General features: G+C 72.6%; 20 protein-coding genes. 14 read left to right on the forward strand and 6 right to left on the reverse strand.

Features of this window, described 5'->3' with window-relative positions:
- Positions 1-77: 77 nt before the first annotated feature.
- Positions 78-2,264, reverse strand: coding sequence for a prolyl oligopeptidase family serine peptidase (locus B042_RS0105390; protein WP_028647406.1), 2,187 nt, complete (start codon positions 2,262-2,264; stop codon positions 78-80).
- 111 nt (positions 2,265-2,375) lie between these two features.
- Here B042_RS0105390 and mshB point away from each other — a divergent pair, with 111 nt between their 5' ends.
- Both mshB and B042_RS22030 read left to right on the forward strand, forming a co-directional pair.
- On the forward strand, positions 2,376-3,242 hold the full coding sequence (mshB, locus tag B042_RS0105395; RefSeq protein WP_197024176.1) for an N-acetyl-1-D-myo-inositol-2-amino-2-deoxy-alpha-D-glucopyranoside deacetylase: 867 nt from the start codon (positions 2,376-2,378) through the stop codon (positions 3,240-3,242).
- 32 nt (positions 3,243-3,274) lie between these two features.
- Positions 3,275-3,724 (forward strand): hypothetical protein, encoded by a 450-nt coding sequence (locus B042_RS22030; protein ID WP_051415485.1) that lies wholly within the window; start codon positions 3,275-3,277, stop codon positions 3,722-3,724.
- Positions 3,725-3,744: 20 nt separating this feature from the next.
- Here B042_RS22030 and B042_RS0105405 read toward each other — a convergent pair whose 3' ends face one another.
- From B042_RS0105405 to B042_RS0105415, 3 genes are all read right to left on the reverse strand, one after another.
- On the reverse strand, positions 3,745-4,761 hold the full coding sequence (locus tag B042_RS0105405) for a site-2 protease family protein (RefSeq protein WP_028647408.1): 1,017 nt from the start codon (positions 4,759-4,761) through the stop codon (positions 3,745-3,747).
- 85 nt (positions 4,762-4,846) lie between these two features.
- Positions 4,847-6,208, reverse strand: a complete 1,362-nt coding sequence (locus B042_RS0105410; RefSeq protein WP_028647409.1) for a hypothetical protein — start codon at positions 6,206-6,208, stop codon at positions 4,847-4,849.
- Between the two features lie 163 nt (positions 6,209-6,371).
- Positions 6,372-6,629, reverse strand: a complete 258-nt coding sequence (locus tag B042_RS0105415; RefSeq protein WP_028647410.1) for a hypothetical protein — start codon at positions 6,627-6,629, stop codon at positions 6,372-6,374.
- Positions 6,630-6,813: 184 nt separating this feature from the next.
- Here B042_RS0105415 and fdxA point away from each other — a divergent pair, with 184 nt between their 5' ends.
- Both fdxA and dapC read left to right on the forward strand, forming a co-directional pair.
- Positions 6,814-7,134, forward strand: coding sequence for a ferredoxin (gene fdxA, locus B042_RS0105420; protein WP_028647411.1), 321 nt, complete (start codon positions 6,814-6,816; stop codon positions 7,132-7,134).
- A gap of 167 nt (positions 7,135-7,301) precedes the next feature.
- Entirely contained in the window at positions 7,302-8,408 is a 1,107-nt protein-coding gene (dapC, locus tag B042_RS0105425) for a succinyldiaminopimelate transaminase (RefSeq protein WP_028647412.1), read from the forward strand.
- A gap of 4 nt (positions 8,409-8,412) precedes the next feature.
- Here the strand turns inward: dapC and B042_RS0105430 are convergent, their stop codons facing one another.
- Positions 8,413-9,276, reverse strand: a complete 864-nt coding sequence (locus B042_RS0105430) for a hypothetical protein (RefSeq protein WP_028647413.1) — start codon at positions 9,274-9,276, stop codon at positions 8,413-8,415.
- A gap of 200 nt (positions 9,277-9,476) precedes the next feature.
- Here B042_RS0105430 and B042_RS0105435 point away from each other — a divergent pair, with 200 nt between their 5' ends.
- The 7 genes from B042_RS0105435 (at position 9,477) to B042_RS0105465 (ending at position 15,649) form a co-directional block, all read left to right on the forward strand.
- Positions 9,477-10,313, forward strand: a complete 837-nt coding sequence (locus tag B042_RS0105435; protein ID WP_028647414.1) for a 2,3,4,5-tetrahydropyridine-2,6-dicarboxylate N-succinyltransferase — start codon at positions 9,477-9,479, stop codon at positions 10,311-10,313.
- A 135-nt stretch (positions 10,314-10,448) separates the two neighbouring features.
- On the forward strand, positions 10,449-11,513 hold the full coding sequence (gene dapE, locus B042_RS0105440; RefSeq protein ID WP_028647415.1) for a succinyl-diaminopimelate desuccinylase: 1,065 nt from the start codon (positions 10,449-10,451) through the stop codon (positions 11,511-11,513).
- A gap of 99 nt (positions 11,514-11,612) precedes the next feature.
- The gene (locus B042_RS0105445; RefSeq protein WP_197024177.1) at positions 11,613-12,392 is read left to right on the forward strand and encodes a TIGR00730 family Rossman fold protein; all 780 of its coding nucleotides are present in this window, start codon (positions 11,613-11,615) and stop codon (positions 12,390-12,392) included.
- Between the two features lie 26 nt (positions 12,393-12,418).
- Positions 12,419-12,790, forward strand: coding sequence for a hypothetical protein (locus B042_RS22035; protein WP_197024178.1), 372 nt, complete (start codon positions 12,419-12,421; stop codon positions 12,788-12,790).
- 168 nt (positions 12,791-12,958) lie between these two features.
- On the forward strand, positions 12,959-13,540 hold the full coding sequence (locus B042_RS0105455) for a hypothetical protein (protein WP_028647417.1): 582 nt from the start codon (positions 12,959-12,961) through the stop codon (positions 13,538-13,540).
- Between the two features lie 355 nt (positions 13,541-13,895).
- Entirely contained in the window at positions 13,896-14,063 is a 168-nt protein-coding gene (locus B042_RS24730) for a DUF3117 domain-containing protein (RefSeq protein WP_081748608.1), read from the forward strand.
- A gap of 98 nt (positions 14,064-14,161) precedes the next feature.
- On the forward strand, positions 14,162-15,649 hold the full coding sequence (locus B042_RS0105465) for a leucyl aminopeptidase (RefSeq protein ID WP_028647418.1): 1,488 nt from the start codon (positions 14,162-14,164) through the stop codon (positions 15,647-15,649).
- Here the strand turns inward: B042_RS0105465 and B042_RS0105470 are convergent.
- On the reverse strand, positions 15,646-16,290 hold the full coding sequence (locus B042_RS0105470) for an O-methyltransferase (protein ID WP_051415486.1): 645 nt from the start codon (positions 16,288-16,290) through the stop codon (positions 15,646-15,648). The genes B042_RS0105465 and B042_RS0105470 overlap by 4 nt on opposite strands.
- A gap of 253 nt (positions 16,291-16,543) precedes the next feature.
- Here B042_RS0105470 and sigE point away from each other — a divergent pair, with 253 nt between their 5' ends.
- From sigE to B042_RS0105485, 3 genes are read left to right on the forward strand one after another with little or no spacing between them, the layout of a single operon-like run.
- Complete coding sequence (gene sigE, locus B042_RS0105475; RefSeq protein WP_028647420.1) at positions 16,544-17,140, forward strand: RNA polymerase sigma factor SigE; 597 nt, start codon at positions 16,544-16,546, stop codon at positions 17,138-17,140.
- A gap of 2 nt (positions 17,141-17,142) precedes the next feature.
- The gene (locus B042_RS22040; protein WP_081748609.1) at positions 17,143-17,799 is read left to right on the forward strand and encodes an anti-sigma factor; all 657 of its coding nucleotides are present in this window, start codon (positions 17,143-17,145) and stop codon (positions 17,797-17,799) included.
- Positions 17,796-18,854 (forward strand): sigma E regulatory protein, MucB/RseB, encoded by a 1,059-nt coding sequence (locus B042_RS0105485; RefSeq protein WP_028647421.1) that lies wholly within the window; start codon positions 17,796-17,798, stop codon positions 18,852-18,854. Before B042_RS22040 ends, B042_RS0105485 begins: the two co-directional genes overlap by 4 nt.
- Positions 18,855-19,100 lie beyond the last annotated feature (246 nt).

A 19,100-nucleotide genomic window follows, 5' to 3' on the forward strand; every position in this document is an offset into this window, starting at 1 on the left:
GGTTAGAACGGCCTGTGGCGGGATGCACGGCGGGACCGCCGGGCGCCGTCGCCGCGGCGACGGCGCCCGGCGGTCGGTCAGTGTCTGGACAGGCCGTCCTTGAGGAACTCCACCTGGAGCAGCATGAGGTTCTCCGCCACCACCGGGTCCGACGCCATGTGCGTCACCCCCGACAGCGGGAGCACCGTGTGCCTGCGGCCCGCCGCCAGCAGGGCCGAGGACATCCGCTGCGTGTGCGCGAACACCACGTTGTCGTCGGAGAGCCCGTGGATCATCATCAGCGGGCGCTCCAGCTTGGCGGCGTCCGCCAGCAGGGAACTGCCCTCGTAGGCCTCCGGGTGCTCCTGCGGCGTGCCCAGGTAGCGCTCGGTGTAGTGCGTGTCGTACAGCTTCCAGTCGATCACGGGCGCGCCCGCCACCGCGGCGTGGAACACGTCCGGCCTGCGCAGCACGGCCAGAGCCGCCAGGTAGCCGCCGAACGACCACCCGTGGATGCCCACCCGCTCCGTGTCCACCAGGTCGGGGTGGCGTCCGGCGGCGTCCTCCAGCGCCGCCACCTGGTCCTCCAGGACCGGCCCGGCCAGGTCCAGGTGGACCGCCTGCTCCCACTCCACGCTGATCCCCGGCGTGCCGCGGCCGTCCGCGATGAGCACCGCGAACCCCTGCTCGGCGTACCACTGCGCGGTCAGATAGGCCCCGCGCGCGTTGAGCACCCGCTGCGCGTGCGGCCCGCCGTAGGGCGCCATGAGCACCGGCAGTCGACGCAGGCCCTTGCGGTACCAGCTCGGCAGCACCAGCGCCGTCGGGATCTCCCGCTCACCGGCCCGCCAGGTCTCCACCCGCAGGGTCTCGGGCAGGTCCGGGGTCTGCGCGAAGCTCTCGATCTCGCTCCGCTGCCGCTTGGACTCGACACTGACGTCGCGGAACACCAGGGTGCGCACACCGGGGAAGTCCATCGACCGGTGCTGGAGCAGGAGGGTGTCGTCGCGCAGCCACCCCGATCGCAGACCGCTGTGCACGTCGGCGTCGGAGGCGGACGAGCAGCCGTGGCCGGGGATGTTGACGGCCCCCGAGTTCCCCGTGGCCAGGTCCACGTACCACAGCGACACGTCGCCGGGACGACCGGCAGGGGAGCCCGAGTACAGGATCCGGTCGGCGTCCACGTCGAGTACCGAGCGCACGTACACGTCGGTCGGGCTGACCGGTTCGTCCCCCACGTAGACCCGCCGCTCACCGGTTCCCGGATCGCGTGCAACCCACACCAGGGCACCGGACCCGGTGTACGCGGGCACCCCTGAGGGGATCTCGACCCACACGTCGTCGGTGTCGGTGCGCACCTCGCCCACCCGGCCCGTCGCCGGGTCGGCGTCGAACACGGTCAGGGTGCGCTGGTCGCGGCTCTGTGCGGTGAACACCACGGTCGGTGTGTCCTCCCCCACCCGCTTCCAGCCCGCCCGCGGCACGTACGGGAGGGACCGGCGGTCCCACTCCACCCACACGGGACCGCCGCCGGCGATCGGCAGTACCGCCAGCCGCACGTCCGGGTTGTCCGTGCCGGCCGCCGGGTAGCGCAGGCTGGTGGGCTCTTGCTCCGGAGCGGCCGGGTCGTCCACGTGCCAGCGCGCCACACCGGACTCGTCGACCCGTGCGGCCAGGAGGGACGTACCGTCGGGGGACCACCAGAAGCCCCGGTGGCGGCCCATCTCCTCGGCCGCCACGAAGTCGGCCAGACCCCAGGTGACGTCGGGCCCGTCGGGTTCGGCGACGGCCCGGTCGCCGTGGCCGCCCTCCCCGGCGTCGACGTCGATCACCCGTAGTGCCCCTCCGGCGACGTAGGCCACGCGGTCGCCCCCGGGGCTGATCCGGGGGTCCACGACGGGACCGGTGGCGGGGAGCTCGGCCGGGGTGGAGCCGCCGGCGGACAGGTCCACGTAGAAGAGCCGGCCGGAGAGGGAGAACACGGCCCGGCTGAAGGCCGTGTCCACGGAGTAGGCGACGATGCCGCCGCCGCTCTCGCGCAGCCGCTCCCTGCGCGCGCGCTCCTCAGGCGGGAGGTTCTCGTCGTCGGCTCCCAGCTCTCTGGGGTCGGCGACCACCCGGGCCGTATCCCCCTCGGTCTCGTGCACCCACAGGCAGGTGGCGGTGTCCACACCGTCGCGCCCCCTCAGGAAGGCCACGCACCGCCCGTCCTCGGAGATCTGGAACGCGTGCGGGACACCGAGGGAGAAGCGGTGGGTCCGGGCAAGTTGGCGAGGAAAGCTCATGGGCCGATTCTCGCGCATCACCGGCCCGGACGACGCGTCCCCGGCGGCGCGCCCCGGCCGACGCTCCAGAAGAGGGCCGGACCCCGCCGGCCTCCCGGTATCGTTCACCGGGTGAAGGACAGGCGACTGATGATGGTCCACGCGCACCCCGACGATGAGAGCATCGTCACGGGTGCGACGCTGGCGAAGTACGCGGCGGAAGGGGCGGGGGTCACCCTCGTCACCTGCACCCTCGGCGAGGAGGGCGAGGTCATCCCCGACGACCTCGCGCACCTGGCCTCGGACCGCACCGACACGCTCGGGGAGCACCGGGTCGGCGAGCTGGACAAGGCGTGCGTCGCCCTGGGCGTGCGCGACCACCGGTTCCTCGGCGGAGCGGGCCGCTACCGCGACTCCGGGATGATGGGCGCCGCCGCCAACGGCAGCCCCCGCGCCTTCTGGGGGGCCGACGTCGAGGAGGCGGCCACGCTCCTGGCCGAGGTGATCCGCCAGGTGCGCCCCCATGTGCTGGTCTGCTACGACGAGCACGGCGGATACGGCCACCCCGACCACATCCAGGCCCACCGGGTCACCCGCCGCGCCTGCATCAGGGCCGGGGAGCGCTCCATGCCCGGAACCCCGTGGCAGGTCCGCAAGCTCTACGCCATCGCCCAGCCCGTCTCGCGGATCGAGGCCGCCATCGCCCGGCTGCGCGAGGAGTCCGGTTCCTTCACCCCGCCCGCACGGGTGTCCGACATCGCCCGGGGCACCCCCGACGCTCAGGTGACCACACGTGTGGACGCCACCGCGCACTGGGCGGCCAAGGCCCTGGCGATGCGCGCCCACGCCACGCAGATCAGTGTGGAGGGGGAGCGGTTCGCCCTCTCCAACGGCATCGCCCAGGAGATCGACGCGGTGGAGTACTTCACGCTGCTCATGGGGCCCACACCGCGGCTGCGCCAGGGGGAGCTGGAGACCGACCTCTTCTCGGGCCTGTGAAGACCGGAGCGGAGCGCGTACCGTTGCCTGACGTGACCACCACCGAAACACGGGGCACCCCGGCCCGCGTCGCGTCGACCCTGCTGCACGGCGCGACCCTTGTGGTCCTCGCGCCGCTCGGAGCGCTGGTGGGGGCCGTCTCCACCGTCGGCGCCGGGTGGCTGACCCGCTACTGGGAGGCGGCGTCGTACGTGCCGACGCTCGTCCTGGCCGCCCTGGCCGCCTACCTGGTCCTGCTGTACGCCGGTGCCCGCCTGGTCGCGTGGGGCTGCGGGAGCCCGGTCGGCGCCGTGGTCTTCGGGGCGGGCTACGTGCTGGCCCTCAGCGCCCTGGTCGGCTACACGCGCGGCGGCGACCTCCTGCTCACCGCCCACATCGTCAACTACGCCTACATGTTCGGCGCCATGCTCGCGCTGGCTCTCGCCTTCGTACGCAGCGGGCTCGGGGAGGCGGACCGCAGGAACCGGTTCGGCCCCTCCTGAGAGCGTCCCACGCGTGCCCGCTATCCCCAGAACTGGAGGAGCAGCTCGCCGTGGAAGGCCATACCCGGGAACGCCGGGTTGGGCAGGACCAGCGTGAACAGCCCGTAGAAGAGGTCGGTGAGGGGCCCGTTCACCGACGGGAACCACAGCACCGCGAAGACGGAGATCGATCCGAACGCCCCCCAGGCCCGTCCCGGGCGCACCGCCCTCCCGGGCAGCCAGGGCGCGAGGACCTCGAACCCGTCCAGGCCCGGCAGGGGCAGGAGGTTGATCGCGGCGGCGGTCAGGTTGGCCAGGGACAGGAACGCCATCGCGGCGATCGCCCAGTTGGTGGTGTCGTTGCCGGGCGGGACCAGCAGTGAGACGGTGAGCGCCAGCAGTGTCGCCGCGGCCAGGCTCGCCAGTGGTCCGGCCAGAGCCACCAGCACGCGCCTGCCCCGGCCGGGGATGCGGTCCCAGTCCACGTAGGCGGGCGGGCCGGTCAGCCCGAGGCCGCTCAGGCACAGGTAGGCGACCGGGAGCACCAGGCCGCCGAAGGCCTCGTGGTAGGCGAACGGGTTGAGGCGCAGATAGCCGCTGCCCCGCAGGGAGCGGTCACCGGCCAGGTAGGCGGCGAGCGCGTGCCCGAACTCGTGCACGGCCGAGGAGACGATCCACCCGAGCAGGATCAGCAGCGGCGGGATCAGCGGGGTGACCCTCGTCCCCTCCGCCACCCAGTCCAGCTCGACGGCCTGCCAGGACAGCCAACCCGCGAACCCCGTCAGCCCCAGCAGCAGGAGCAGCACCGGGCTGGGCAGGAAGTCGGTCCAGCCCTGCCGCGCGGGTCCGGTGTGCCCGGCGGGGTCCTCCCCGGAGGCCGGTTCCGCGGCGTGGCCAGGGTCCCCGCCGTCCTCGGCGCCTCCGGCCCGAGAGGGGACGTTGAGCGCGTCCTCGGGCATCCGCTCCCACGGGTCGGCGCCCAGGGCCCCGGTCGCGCCGTCTTCCGCCGCGGACGCGTCGGTCGGGTCCGCCTGTCGCGGGGTCTCGGGCGTGGGCATGGCACTCCTGCGGGTCACGGACGGCCTCTCGGGCTCCAGGGTACGGCGTGCGCCGCACTCCTCCGCGGCGGGTGCCCGCCGCAGGTCACACCACCGCCCGGGGGGCGACGGCCGACTTGTGCAGGCACGCGAGCGCGAACGCCCGTCCCGTGGCCGTCAGCCCTCCGCGCCCCTCCACCTCACCGCCGACGAGCAGGTCCAGCGCCTCCAGCAGCCAGTTGACCGCCGTCACCATGGCACGCACCTGGTCCGAACCGGTCTCGGCCGTCTCGCTCCGGGTCGCCGCGTGGCGCCCGGCCGGCATCGGAGACTCCACCGGCGTCCACCCCGACTCCACCAGGACCCGTTCCGCCGCGGCGGCGTCCGACTCCGCGCGCCGCGTGTGCGAGCCGGTGCCCTGCGGGGTGCGGTCCAGGAGAATGCCCAGCAGGGTCTCCACGGCCGCCCGCTCGATGCCGCCCGACCGGCATACGGCCCCGGCGGCGGCCCACCACAGCGCCTCGGTGTCCCCCCGGAGTAGTCGGCCCCGCCGGGTGAGGACCAGCCGCCGGCCCGAGCACCGCACCGCGTGCATGCTCCTCAGCAGCTGGTGCAGCGCGATCACCTGGGTGCAGTCCGTCTCACTGCGCGGGGGCTCCGGGCTGCTCCGCCAGCCGAAGTCCTCGCACAGGCGGCGGACCACGGCGGGGGAGAGGTATCCGACCTGGGTGAGCGCGATACCGTCCTCGGCCAGGTCCAACAGCGCCCGCAGCGGTTCCATGGCGCGATCAGCGGTGCGCGGGACGTCCACCCCGGCGATGAGGAGGCCCACCAGGGGCCACATGCGCTGGCGGTGCGGGTGGGAGGAGGACCCCAGCCACGCGCGGACCCGCTCCTCGCGGATCCGGTCCAGGTGGCTCAGGCCCTTGCTGTCGGGCTGGATGAGGAAGGAGCGCGCGAACCGCTCCTGCGCGGGCCGCCACCCGTGCCTGCCGGGCCGGATGTCGCCGAGGGAGATCGCCAGCTCCAGCGCGGCGGCGGTCTCGCCGTGCGCCCTGATCTCGGCCTCGCCCACCGAGGCGCCCCAGGTCAGTTCGGGCAGGTCCGGTGGCTGCACGCCCGACTCCCACATGAGCCGCTCGTACATGGCCAGGCCGGTGTCGTGGTCCTCGTCGTAGGTGGTGAGCAGGGTGACGGTCTCCGCCGAGGTGCAGACGTGCGCGTAGCGGTGCAGTTGGAGGAGGGAGAAGAGGCGTCCCAGGGAGCGGACGGCGAACAGCCGCTCCTCGGCGGAGTCGTGGAAGCGTACGGGCAGCTCGTACCAGCAGAACCGCTGGAGGCGGTGCTGGGTGAGGCGTTCGATGTCGTGGTCGGGGACCAGCGTGTCCAGGGCGCGGCGCGCCGATTCGGCGATCCGCTCATCCCGTTGCGCCAGTTCCGCGAGGGCGCACGTGACTGCTTCGCGCATGATGGGCGCTCACCACCTCCCGCCGTACCCGGCGCCCGTCGGCCCGGGGCGGGGCCGGGGCGCGTTCGTCCACACGGAGCCGAATCGGCTCGCCGAAGTGGAACCGTGCCGTCTGTTTACCCCGGTCGGGGCGAAGAATGCGTCGCCTCCGGAGGACCGCGCCTCAGGGAGCCTCCGGCGGTCGGCCGCCGCGCCGTCTCGGCGGGACGGGAGGGACGACACGGCTGGCGGCGATACCGGATTCGGAGACCTCCACCGGTGAGCCGTCACGGCGGCGCAGGCACAGCACCCCGTCCGTCCAGGACTCCACCACTCCGACGATATCGGTGAAGCCGCCCTCGGGGAGGCGGATCCGCAGGGAGACGCGCCGACCGACGTCCTCGCGGGTGATTCGATGGACCAGACGGCCCCCCATGTGCATCCAACCCACCCCCGATTGTGCGTCACACGTTCTCCAACGCCATACTAGGAGGACGATATCTGTGCCAATCGCTGACAGAGTTCCCGGCAGGGGAGGCCGCGGTGCCCGCACACCGCCGCCCCTTCCGGGACTCTCAGGGTCCCCGTCAGGCTCCCGCCGCGGGGGTGAGATCAAGGAGTTCGACGTGACCTACGTCATCGCGCAGCCCTGTGTCGACGTGCTGGACAAGGCGTGCATTGACGAATGCCCCGTGGACTGCATCTACGAGGGCGACCGCATGCTCTACATCCACCCGGACGAGTGCGTTGACTGCGGTGCGTGCGAGCCGGTCTGCCCCGTCGAGGCCATCTACTACGAGGACGACCTTCCCGACCAGTGGTCGGACTTCTACAAGGCCAACGTGGAGTTCTTCGACGACCTGGGCTCCCCCGGCGGCGCCGCCAAGCAGGGCAAGATCGACCGGGACCACCCGCTCATCGCCAAGCTGCCGCCGCAGGCGGAGTAGGATCCGCCCCTCGGCCGCGTCCGCGGCCGACCACGCACACCCCCTTGGCGCAGAGGGTGCCGCCCCGCGCGGGCGGCCCGATCGACGCGGTCGCGCCGGCCCCCGACGGGGCCGGCGCGACCGCGTCATGAGCAGTGGTAAGCGAACCCCAGGGAGAGAGAACACCGATGGCCCAGCGGCGACGGGTGACCGACCGGCTCCCGACCTTCCCGTGGGACCGGCTCACGCCGTACAAGCGCACGGCCGCCGCCCACCCCGACGGCATCGTCGACCTGTCGGTGGGCACGCCCGTGGACCCCGTTCCCGGTCTCGTCCGCCGCGCCCTGACCGACGCCGCGGACGCGCCGGGATACCCCGCCACATGGGGGACGCCCCGGCTGCGCGGCTCGATCTCCGACTGGCTGGAGCGGCGGCACGGCGTGCGCGTCGCCGAGGGCGCGGTCCTGCCGACCGTCGGCTCCAAGGAGCTGGTGGCGCACCTGCCCGCCCAGCTCGGGCTGGGCCCGGGCGATACCGTCGTCCACCCCGAGCTGGCCTACCCCACCTACGACATCGGGGCGCGGCTGGCGGGCGCGGAGCCCGTGGCCTCCGACGGCCTGGCCTCGCTCGGCCCGGCCCCGGTCGGGCTCGTCTGGGTGAACTCGCCGAGCAACCCCACCGGCCGCGTGCTGGGCGTGCCGCACCTGCGCAAGGTCGTCGCCTGGGCACGCGAGCGGGGTGCGGTGGTGGCCTCCGACGAGTGCTACCTCGGCCTGGGGTGGGAGGGCACCGAGCCGGTGTCGATCCTGCATCCCGAGGTGTGCGATGGGTCCCACGAGAACCTGCTGGCCGTGCACTCGCTGTCCAAGCGCTCCAACCTGGCGGGCTACCGGGCCGCCTTCGTCGCCGGGGACCCCGCCCTGGTCGAGGAGCTGCTGGCCGTGCGCAAACACGGGGGGGTGATCATGCCGGCCCCCGTCCAGGCGGCCATGGCGGCGGCATTGGACGACGACGCCCACGCGCGGGAGCAGAAGGAGCGCTACCGTGCGCGCCGCGAGCGGCTGCGCACCGCCTTCGAGGCCGCGGGATGGCGGATCGAGCACTCCGAGGCCGGTCTGTACCTGTGGGCGAGCCACCCCGGGCACGACGCGTGGGGGGCGGTGTCCGCCCTCGCTGAGCGCGGCATCCTGGTGGCGCCCGGCGAGTTCTACGGCAAGGCGGGGGCGGGCCACGTCCGGGTGGCCTTCACCGCCACCGACGAGCGTGTGGACGCGGCGGCCGCGCGCCTGCCCTGAGACCTCATTCCAGGACGAGTCCGCCGGGGTCCGCAGTGGACCAGGCCTCGGCGTCCTCCGTCCCGTCGGAGATCCGCCACTGCCGCCCCTGGTAGGCGACCGAGGTCAGCCCGTACTCCTCGGCGTGGGCGACCGCCCAGAGCGCCATCGCCCACCCCGTGTCCCCCGTCCGGGGGTCCTCCTCCAAGGGCAGGCTCTCCGGGGCGATGCCGAAGACCCGGGCCATCTCCTCCCGGGCGCCCTCCGGGTCCGCGTCGGCGGCCCGGACCGCCTCGACGGTCTCCGGGACGTACCAGCACGTCATCGCCGGTCCCAGCGTGCCGGTGAACGCCTCCGCCATGTCCGCGGACAGGAGTTCGTGCTGGTCGTAGGCGTAGCCGTCGGCGCTGCGCTGCACGGCCTGGGCCGCCTCGAACACCGGCAGCGACTCCCAGCCCTCAACCTCGGCCAGTGCCGTGTAGAAGGCGGTGCTGGCGTACACGGGGTCGAGGATCTCCTCGGGCTCGCCCCACTCCTGTGAGGGCCGCTGCTGGAACAGGCCCAGCGAGTCACGGTCGCCGAACTCCAGGTTGTAGAAGGTCGACTCCTGCCACACGGTCGCGAACGCCACGGTGACGGCGGACCCGGGCAGGTCGTGGCCGAAGGCCACACCGCTGACCGTGGCCGCGTTCCTCGCCTGGGCGGGCTCCAGCTCGTACTCCCCCTGGGCCAGGTCCAGCCGGCACCCTGGTTCGGGGGGCTCCGCGGTCTCCACCGGCTCCACGGTGGTCAGCACGTAGTAGGCGCCCCCGACAAGCGCGCCGCAGACGAGGGACAGGGCGAGGAGGATCTTGACGAACGCGGAGAGTCTCCGCCGCTTACTGGGCACGGGCGAACCATCGGGTCGGTGGACGGGTGGAACGCGTCCGCGCGGGAAGGGAGTAGGTCCGCGAGGCGCGTGAGGCGTGTGAGTGCCACGGCGAAAGTGTAGTCGGCGAGTGAACCAGGACATAGCGGTGGGAAGAACTCGTTCCATCAGGGGCGGGGTACGGCATTCCGCAGGCCGCGCAGCGGCTAACGTGGTGACACATGACCAGCTCGTACACAAGCCCGCTGCCCGACGAGATCGACGCACTCTGGGAGCGGCGCACCGAACTCACCCCTGACCACGCAGAGCCCCGTGCGACCATCCTCGCCGCGATCGACCAGATCGACGAGGGCAAGGCCCGCGTCGCCTTCGTCGACCCGAGCACCGACGAGGTCGTGGTCGACGAGCGCGCCAAGCGCTCCATCCTGCTCGGCTTCAAGGTCCTGGAGATGAAGGAGTCCCGGGCGGGCGACTTCCACCACCACGACCGCATGCCGCTGAAGACCCGTCTCGACGGGGTCCGCGTGGTGCCGGGCGCCATCGCCCGTTGGGGCTCCTACCTGGCGCCGGGCGTCGTGCTCATGCCCTCCTTCACCAACATCGGCGCCCACGTCGGCTCCGGCACCATGGTGGACACCTGGGCGACCGTGGGCTCCTGCGCCCAGGTCGGCGAGAACGTCCACCTGTCCGGCGGCGTGGGCGTGGGCGGTGTCCTGGAGCCGCCGCAGGCCTCCCCGGTGATCATCGAGGACGACGCCTTCCTCGGCTCCCGCAGCATGGTCGTGGAGGGCGCGCGTGTGCGGACCGGTGCCAAGCTCGGCGCGGGGACCATCCTCACCTCCTCCACCAGGGTCTTCGACGCCGAGACCGGCGAGGAACTGGAGCGCGGGCAGGCTCCGGCCTGGTCGGTGTGTGTGACCGCCAACCGTGTCAAGAGCTTCCCCGGCGGCGACTTCGGCATGCCCGTCCTGCTGGTGCTCAAGCGCTTGGAGGAGGGGGCCGAGCACGACAAGCTCGCCCTGAACGACCTCCTGCGCGAACACGGCGTCAACGCCTGACGGGGTACGGTCCGCCGTGGCGCGGACGCCCTCTCCCGTACACGCGGGGGAGGGCGTCCGAGCCCCGGGAGGCCGCGGATGTCCCTAGGCTGGGACCGGAAGACGACGACCTCACCGGAAAACAGGGGCGAGACGATGCTGGACCTGACCTCGGACGTGGCGGACCTGACCGCCGCCCTGGTGGACCTCCGCTCCGAGAGCGGTGAGGAGAAGGCCCTCGCCGACGGGGTCGAGCGCGCGCTGGCGGGCCTGCCGCACCTGGAGGTGCTCCGCGACGGCGACGCGGTCGTCGCGCGCACCGGCCTGGGCCGCCCCCGACGGGTGGTGATCGCCGGCCACCTCGACACCGTGCCCGTGGTCGGCAACCTCCCCTCGCACGTGGACGGCGGACGCCTGTACGGCTGCGGCACCTCCGACATGAAGGCGGGCGTGGCGGTGCAGCTCAAGCTCGCCGCCCTGGCCGCCGAACCGGTGCACGACGTCACCTACGTCTTCTACGACAACGAGGAGGTCGACGCCTCACGCAACGGCCTGCGGCGGCTGGCGGCGCACAGCCCCGAGTGGCTGGCGGGCGACTTCGCGATCCTCATGGAGCCCACCGACGGCGTCATCGAGGGCGGCTGCCAGGGCACGATGCGGGTGCGGGTCACGGTTCGGGGCACCCGCGCGCACAGCGCCCGCTCGTGGATGGGCGAGAACGCCATCCACGGGGCCGGGGCCGTCCTCGACGTGCTGCGCGCCCACACCCCCCGCGAGCCGGAGGTGGAGGGGCTGCGCTTCCACGAGGGGCTCAACGCCGTGTTCGTCGAGGGCGGGGTGGCGGGCAACGTCATCCCCGACGAGTGCGTCGTCACGATCAACTACCGCTTCGCGCCGGACCTGTCGGTGGCCGAGGCCGAGGCCTACCTGCGCGGGCTCTTCGACGGCTACGAGGTGGAGGTGACCGACGCCGCGGCCCCGGCACGTCCCGGCCTCGACGACCCCTCGGCGGCCGCGTTCGTGGCCTCGGTGGGCGGCGGCCGGGCGCGCGCCAAGCTCGGCTGGACCGACGTGTCCCGGTTCTCGGAGCTGGGCGTGCCCGCGGTCAACTACGGCCCGGGCGACCCGACGCTGGCGCACACCCGCGACGAGTACGCTGACATCGCCAAGATCCGTGAGGCCGAGGAGCGGATGCTCGGCTGGCTCACTGGGGAACGCTGACCGGGCGGGACGGCCGCCCTTTCATGAGGCATCACCGTTTTCCCTGGTGACACGCTCGGTTCACGCATGGGCGGCTCCCGCTCGACTAGGTTGGCGGGCATGACGGAAGAAGAGGCACACATACGGCACGCCGGTCCCCTGACCTACCGGGGGAGCGCCATCCCCCAGACCACCACGGACCAGCGACTGCTGGACCAGCGCGGTCCCACGGACTGGGTGCACACCGACCCCTGGCGGGTGCTGCGCATCCAGTCGGAGTTCGTCGAGGGGTTCGGGCTGCTGTCGGAGATGCCGACGGCGGTGAGCGTGTTCGGGTCGGCGCGGGTCGCTCCCGACCATCACTTCTACGACGTGGGGCTGAGGGTCGGCACCGAGCTGGCCAGGGCCGGGTACGCCACCATCACCGGCGGCGGGCCGGGGATGATGGAGGCCGCCAACAAGGGTGCCCAGGAGGCGGGCGGGCTGTCCGTCGGCCTGGGTATCGAGCTGCCGTTCGAGCAGGAGCTCAACCCCTACATCGACGTGGGGATGACGTTCCGGTACTTCTTCGTCCGCAAGACCATGTTCGTGAAGTACTCGCAGGCCTTCGTCGTGCTTCCCGGCGGGTTCGGGACCCTGGACGAGCTGTTCGAGTCGATCACGCTCGTCCAGACCAAGAAGGTGACCCGGTTCCCCGTGGTCCTGGTCGGGACGGAGTTCTGGGGCGGGCTGGCCGAGTGGATCGAGTCGAGCCTGTCCAAGCACGGGCTGATCGGCCCACAGGACACGCACCTGTTCCGGCTCACCGACGACCCAGACGAGGTCGTCGACATCATCCGCACATCCCACTCCGACCTGGCCCGCGAGAACGGGGCCACCCCGCCGGGCATCAGCGGTTAGGAGCGGGTTATGGGAGGATGGGGCCCGTGCCTGTCTTCATCATGATCCTGCTGGGAGCGGTCGCTGTCACCGTGCTCGCGGGCGTCGTCCTCGTCGTGCTCGGCAGGGGCGGGGGACTCGCCGGCGTGGAGGCCGACCGCCCTCCGCTCGACCTGCCCGCCGACCGCCCGGTCGGGACGGCCGACCTCCATCGGCTGACGCTGCCCCTGTCGCTGTTGGGCTACCACGTCCGGGCGGTCGACGACCTTCTGACCCGGCTGTCCGACGAGCTGGGGGAGCGCGAACGGCGGATCGCGGAGCTGGAGGAGCGGCTCGCCGGCGCCTCCCCGGCCGCCCCCGGGGTGTCCTTCGCGCCCGGCGGTGAGGGCGACCGCGTCCACGCGCGCTACGAACAGTGACGATTCGGGGGCTCCGGAGTGAGGTCCGGGCCCACGCTATGCCGTGGGTCACGCTGTTCGCGCCCCTGTCCTGACGCATGTCGCGTTCGTGTGCTCTATTCTCAGCGCAGCACAAACGTACCCCCCTGTTCCACCTGTGAGGGTGGACCGTTGCTCAGGATGGCGAGGATGGACACACCAGCCGAAGTGGAATCCGGTTCCGATGGTGGGAGCGACGGCTCCCCGGGCCCTGTGAGCCAGATCTCCCTGTGGGCCCCGCCCCGGTCGACCCGTTACAAGAGCAAGCGCCGAAAGCGGATCCTCCTTCTGGTCGGATCCGTGGCGGCGGTCGCCGTGCTCGCGGGAGGAGCCGCGGCGGTGGCGGTGTTCGTCGGCGGCGACTCCGGCTCCGTCGGTGGGGCTGTGGCGGCGGGTGAGTTCGTGGGCTCGTGGTCGGGGGAGATGAACCAGGTCGACACCGAGGGGCAGCACGTCGCCGACTGGGATGCCCGTGTCTCGATCGAGGAGGGCGCTGAGCACGGCACCTCCGCCTGGATCACCTTCTCCTGTTCGGGGAGCCTGGTGCTGTCGGCGAGCGAGGGCGATCGGGCCGTGTACGCCTACACCGAGACCGCCGACCCCGAGGACCGGTGCGTCGACGAGGCCGAACTGACGCTGTGGCCCGAGGAGGACGGGCGGGGGCTGAGGGCCGAGTGGTCGTCCGTCACCGACGAGGGCACGCGCATGACCTCCACGGGCGTCCTCGGCTGACCGGTTCCGGGCTGCCCAGGGGGATCCGGTTCCCTTTTGTTTCGATTGGTTCCGAAGGGGGAGAAGTCCGGTCGGCTGTCGGGCTCTCCCAAGATTCGGTCAGTACCGATATAACCTTTAATGAACAACGGTTCCTCGCCGGTGGGCCCGTGCGATGGTCAGGCGTCTGTCTGGCGCACACACCCGGGGCCAACCTCCGAGATAATGGGAGGAGCGGCACGCGCGCGCCGGTGCGGGCGCGGGGCCGCGGGGAACCGGTGCGCGGTTCCGGGACCGGGACGCTTCGCCGGATCGGTACCGGTGACGCGGCCGGCCCCCTGGCCACCTGCGAGGAACATCGAGAAAGGGGAATGGCATGGCGGCGATGAAGCCGAGGACCAGCGATGGGCCGATGGAGGTCACCAAGGAGGGTCGCGGCATCATCATGCGAGTCCCCCTGGAGGGCGGCGGGCGCCTGGTGGTCGAACTGACACCGGACGAGGCGGGCGAGCTCCGGGACGCGTTGCAGGGTGTCGTCGGCTAGGTGAGCCGATCCGTGCCCGCCCCCACCCCGGGCCGGACATCCCCGACGATCCCCGAGGTCACCGATCTCCCGAACGAGTGAACGATTGCGAGCGGCCCGTGCCCTTCACCACGCAGATCCAGCCCCGACGGGGAAGCCTTGCCGATTCCACCGCGGACCTGCTGGTCCTTCCCGTGGCCTCCGGTGATGACGCGCCGATCGCGGCCGGAGGGGCCGAAGCGGTTGCGGGCCTTCTCCCCGCTCCCCTCGACGATCTGTTCACGCACTATTCGCTCACCGGCGCGCCCGGTGAGCTCGTCCAGTTCCCGGTGCCCCGGGACGGGAGCCTGACACGGCTGGCGCTTCTGGGGGTGGGGCCGGGATCGCCCGGAGACCTCCGGAAGGCCGGTGCGGCCCTCTCCCGGGCCGGCCGGGGACGGGAACGGGTCGCCCTGGCCTGGCCCGGCCACGGCGCTGACGCTGCCGCTGCCTTCGCCGAGGGGGTGCTGCTCGCCTCCTACACCTTCAGCATGAAGACGGGCGAGACCCCCGCGAACCAGCGCCCCGCCCAGACCGTCGACGTCGTGGGCGAGGACGCCGAGGCCCTGGCGGACGACCTCCGCCGAGGGGCAGCCCTCGCCGCGGCCACCGCGCTTGCGCGCGACCTCATCAACACCCCCTCACTGGCCAAGGGCCCCGAGTGGATGGTGGCCCGGGCCCGCGAGGTCGCCTCCGGGGCGGGGCTGGACGTACGGGTCTGGGACGAGAAGGACCTGGTGGACGAGGGCTTCGGCGCCATCCTCGGCGTGGGGCAGGGGTCCGTGCGTCCGCCGCGCCTGGTCCGGCTCTCCTACACGCCCGAGAACCCCACCGAGCACATCGTGCTGGTCGGCAAGGGCATCACGTTCGACACCGGCGGTCTCTCGCTCAAGCCCAACGACAACATGAAGCTCATGAAGACGGACATGAGCGGCGCGGCGATCGTGCTGGGCGTGCTGTCGGAGCTGGCGTCCGTGGGCGTCTCGGTGCGGGTCACCGGCCTGCTGCCCCTGGCCGAGAACTCCTTCTCCGGTTCGGCCACCAGGGTCGGCGACGTGCTCACCACCTACTCCGGCACCACCGTCGAGGTGCTCAACACCGACGCCGAGGGGCGCCTGGTGATGGCCGACGCCTTCGGCTACGCGGTCGCCGAGCTCGGCCCGGACGCCCTGGTGGACGTGGCGACGCTGACCGGCGCGGCCAAGGTCGCGCTCGGCACCGGTATCGGCGCACTGTACAGCAACGACGACACGATCGCCGTCGAGCTCTCGGCGGCCGGTGAGCAGTCCGGCGAGCCGCTGTGGCGGATGCCGCTCACCGACGAGTACGCACCGACCACCGGTTCCCGGATCGCCGATCTCGCCAACGTCGGCACCCGCGGCAAGGACTTCGGGCCGGCGGGCGCGACCGAGGCTGCCCTCTTCCTGAGGGAGTTCACGGCGGACGTGCCCTGGGCCCACCTGGACATCGCGGGTCCGGGCCGGTCGATGTCGGAGAGCGGCGTCCTCAGCAAGGGCGGCACGGCGTTCACCACCCGCACGCTGCTGCGCTGGCTCGCCTCCCGCTAGAGGGCCGGGCGGTGGATGGCGGCCAGCAGGCCGCCGCCCACGGGCAGCAGCAGGGGGACGAACGAGGCGTCCTCGCGTACCTGCCGGACCGTCTCACGCACCGCCGTCTCCACCGGGTCGGGCGCCCTCAGCGGGCCGTCCGGCTCCGGTGACACGGTCAGGGCCTCGTTGAAGGCCAGGATCCCGCCCGGGCGCAGGAGGCGCAGGGCCTCCCGCAGGTAGAGCGGGTAGCCCTCCGGGTCGGCGTCCACGAAGACTAGGTCGTAGCCGCCGTCGGCCAGACGGGGCAGCACCTCCAGGGCCCGGCCCCTGATGAGCCGGGCCCGGCCCGTGCCGAACCCCTCGGCGGCGTACACCGACCGGGCGTGGTCCTGGTAGGCGGCGTTGGTGTCCACGGAGGTGAGGATCCCGTCGGCGGCCATCCCCTTCAGGAGCCAGACCCCCGAGACGCCGCAGCCGGTGCCGACCTCCACCGCCGACCTCGTGCCGATCGCGGCGGCGAGGAAGCGCAGTGCCGCACCCGCGGCGGGGTCCACGGGCGGGGCGGTGGACCGCAGCGCCGTCTCGTAGGCGTCGGCCAGAGGGCCCTCCCCGACGGCTTCGTGGGCGAAGCGGTTCTGCTCGGTCCGTGCCCAGGTGATCTGGGCCGCGGCCTGTTCCGTGCTCGCGATGACGGCCTCCTCGCGTCGTGGTCGGTTCGACGGTGATCGGACACGCTCCGTAAGGGAGTGGTCGCGTTCAGGCCGCCTCTCGGCAAAAGATTAACGTGAAACAGGGGAGAACTCCGAGCGTGACGGCGGGAACTTATCCGATGTCCTCCGGCGTTGAACCAGGGTGAACGGTCGTCGACCGGGCCCCACGGACCCCCGCGATCGACGCGAGGAAGGAGCAGCGGTGCCAGAGCCCCGCCCGGCCGCGGAATTCGAGGAATGGGAGCCCCCGAGCTGGGACGAGGTGGTCCGCGTCCACTCGCCCCGCGTCTACCGGCTCGCCTACCGGCTCACCGGGAACAAGCACGACGCGGAGGACCTCACCCAGGAGGTCTTCATCCGGGTGTTCCGCTCCCTGGCCAAGTACACCCCCGGCACGTTCGAGGGCTGGCTGCACCGCATCACCACCAACCTCTTCCTCGACACGGCGCGGCGCAAGGCCCGCATCCGGTTCGAGGGCCTGGCGGACAACGCCGACGAGCGCATCGAGGGCCGGGAGCCCTCCCCCGCGCAGCGCTACGACGACCGCCACTTCGACGCTGACGTGCAGGCGGCCCTCGACGCGCTCCCCGCCGAGTTCCGGGCCCCGGTCGTCCTGTGCGACATCGAGGGCCTGTCGTACGAGGAGATCGCCGCCACGCTGGACGTCAAACTCGGCACGGTCCGCAGCAGGATCCACCGCGGCCGTGCGCAACTGCGCCGTGCACTGGAGCACCGGCGCGCCCTGGCAGCCGAGAAGGAGGCGCGTGAGGCGCGTGTGAGCACCCGGGAGGCGGAGTGAGTATGGGCCACCTCGGAGAGCGCCTCTCCGCGCTCGTCGACGGAGAACTGGGACCGGTCGAGCACGAACGCGCCCTCATCCACCTGGCCGGCTGCGAGACCTGCCGCTTCGAGGCCGACATGCTGCGCAGGCTCAAACGGCGCCTGACCACGCTCGGCGAGCCCGAGCCCGACCACGACTTCCTGGGACGCCTGAGCGGCCTGGCCGGGGGCGGAACCAGCGGCCGACCGCCCGGCCCGCCGCCCGGGGGCGCCGGATTCGGCATGAGCCCTCCGCTGGGTTCCTCCCGTCCTCTCGGCGGTCACCCTCCCACGGGTCCGTTCGCCGCGGAGGCCGTGGCGGACGCCTCTCCCGCCGCACCTGTGGCCCCGCCCCCGGCGGACCGTCCGGTGCGTCGCCGCGCCGACCGGTTCACCTCCCTCCTGCCCGCGTTCCCGGGCGGCAGGTACGCGGTGGCCGGGGTCGCGGTGGCCACGGCCCTGCTCGGCTCGGCGTTCGTGGCGGGCGGCGGTGACGACGACACACCGGTGGTCGAGCCCCGGATCGCCGACTTCGCGCTCGAACACGCGCTGACCGTTCGGCAGCTGCCCTTCGGTGAGGAGCCCCCGGCGGAGACCGTCACGGGCGCCGCTCCCAGCGAGACCGAACAGACCCGGTGAGACCGGAGGAACCCTCCTCCCCTCCGCCCCCGCTGGCCGCGGTCCTGCTGGCCGCTCTGGCGCTGTGTGTCCTGCTCACGGCCCCGCCGGGGCACCCCGACTCCTCCGGAGTCCCCGCCGAGGGCGGCGACGACGGGATGGGCCACCTCCTGGGTGCCGCCGCGGCCGAGGACGAGGTGCCCTACACCGCCGTGGGCACGGTGTCGTTTCCCGGTGCCCGGCAGGAGCGCGCCCTGCACGTGGTCAGCCGCCCGGGGGAGGGGGTCGCCATCGCACCCCTCGGCTCACGGGAGCCCGCCTTCGTGATGCGCGAGTCCCCCGAGGCCCTCGACGGCCGTCTCCTGCGGGTGCTGGCGGACACCTATGCCGTCGTGTACGCGGGGCCCGGGGAGTTGGAGGGCCGACCGGTCCACCGGGTGGACGCGCTGAGGGCCGACGGCACCCGCGCGGGCCGTTTCCTGGTGGACGCCGGCACCGGCCTGCTCGTGGGCCGTGCGGTGTACGACGGGTCGGGTCGGCCCTTCTCGGTGTCGCGCCTGTCCGGGGTCCGGGTGGGCGCGGCGGACTGGCCCGAACACGCCGCCGGCGGCGAGCCCTGGGGCGACACGCTCTCCCCGGACGAGCGGGAGGAACTGCGGGAGGGCGGCTGGTACCTGCCCGAGCACCTCGCGTGGAATCTGCGGCTCGTGGACGCCAGGTCGACCCGCTTGGACGGCGCGCGTGTCGTGCACGCGGTCTATTCGGATGGTCTGTCCCAGGTGTCGGTTTTCCTCCAACGTGGGAAGCTGGAATCCGAACATCCTTCCGCACTCGGTGACGAATCCACCGGAACCGGGGCGGGGGGTGACGGCATCACAACAGAACATGACACGATCTTCGGCGGTGGTACCGGTCAGTACCGGAACGTGTGGGAATCCGGTGGTTTCGTCTACACGGTTCTGGCAGATGCCCCCACAGGACTGGTGTCCTCCGCAGTGACCGCGTTGCCGGAACCCGGGGCCTTCGGGTTCTGGGCCAGAGTGCAGCGCGGCCTGTCCCGGTGGGGGATCGGCTGACCCCCGTCCCGGTAGCGCCGCGCCTCGCCCCCTACCCCAGCGACCGCCAGCGGAGGCCGCATGAACCACACACCGCCCCCAGGTCCAGCGGAACAACCTGATGCATCCCGCATGTCACAGGTTCCGCAGCACCCTCACACACCCCAGGCCCCCTCCCCTTCGACCCAGACCTCCCAGCAGCACCCGTTTCCCCCGCCGGACCCCCGGTTCCAGCCCCAGCACTTCACACAGGCCCCGTACCACCCG

This window comes from Nocardiopsis sp. CNT312, from assembly GCF_000515115.1.
Lineage (GTDB): Bacteria > Actinomycetota > Actinomycetes > Streptosporangiales > Streptosporangiaceae > Nocardiopsis.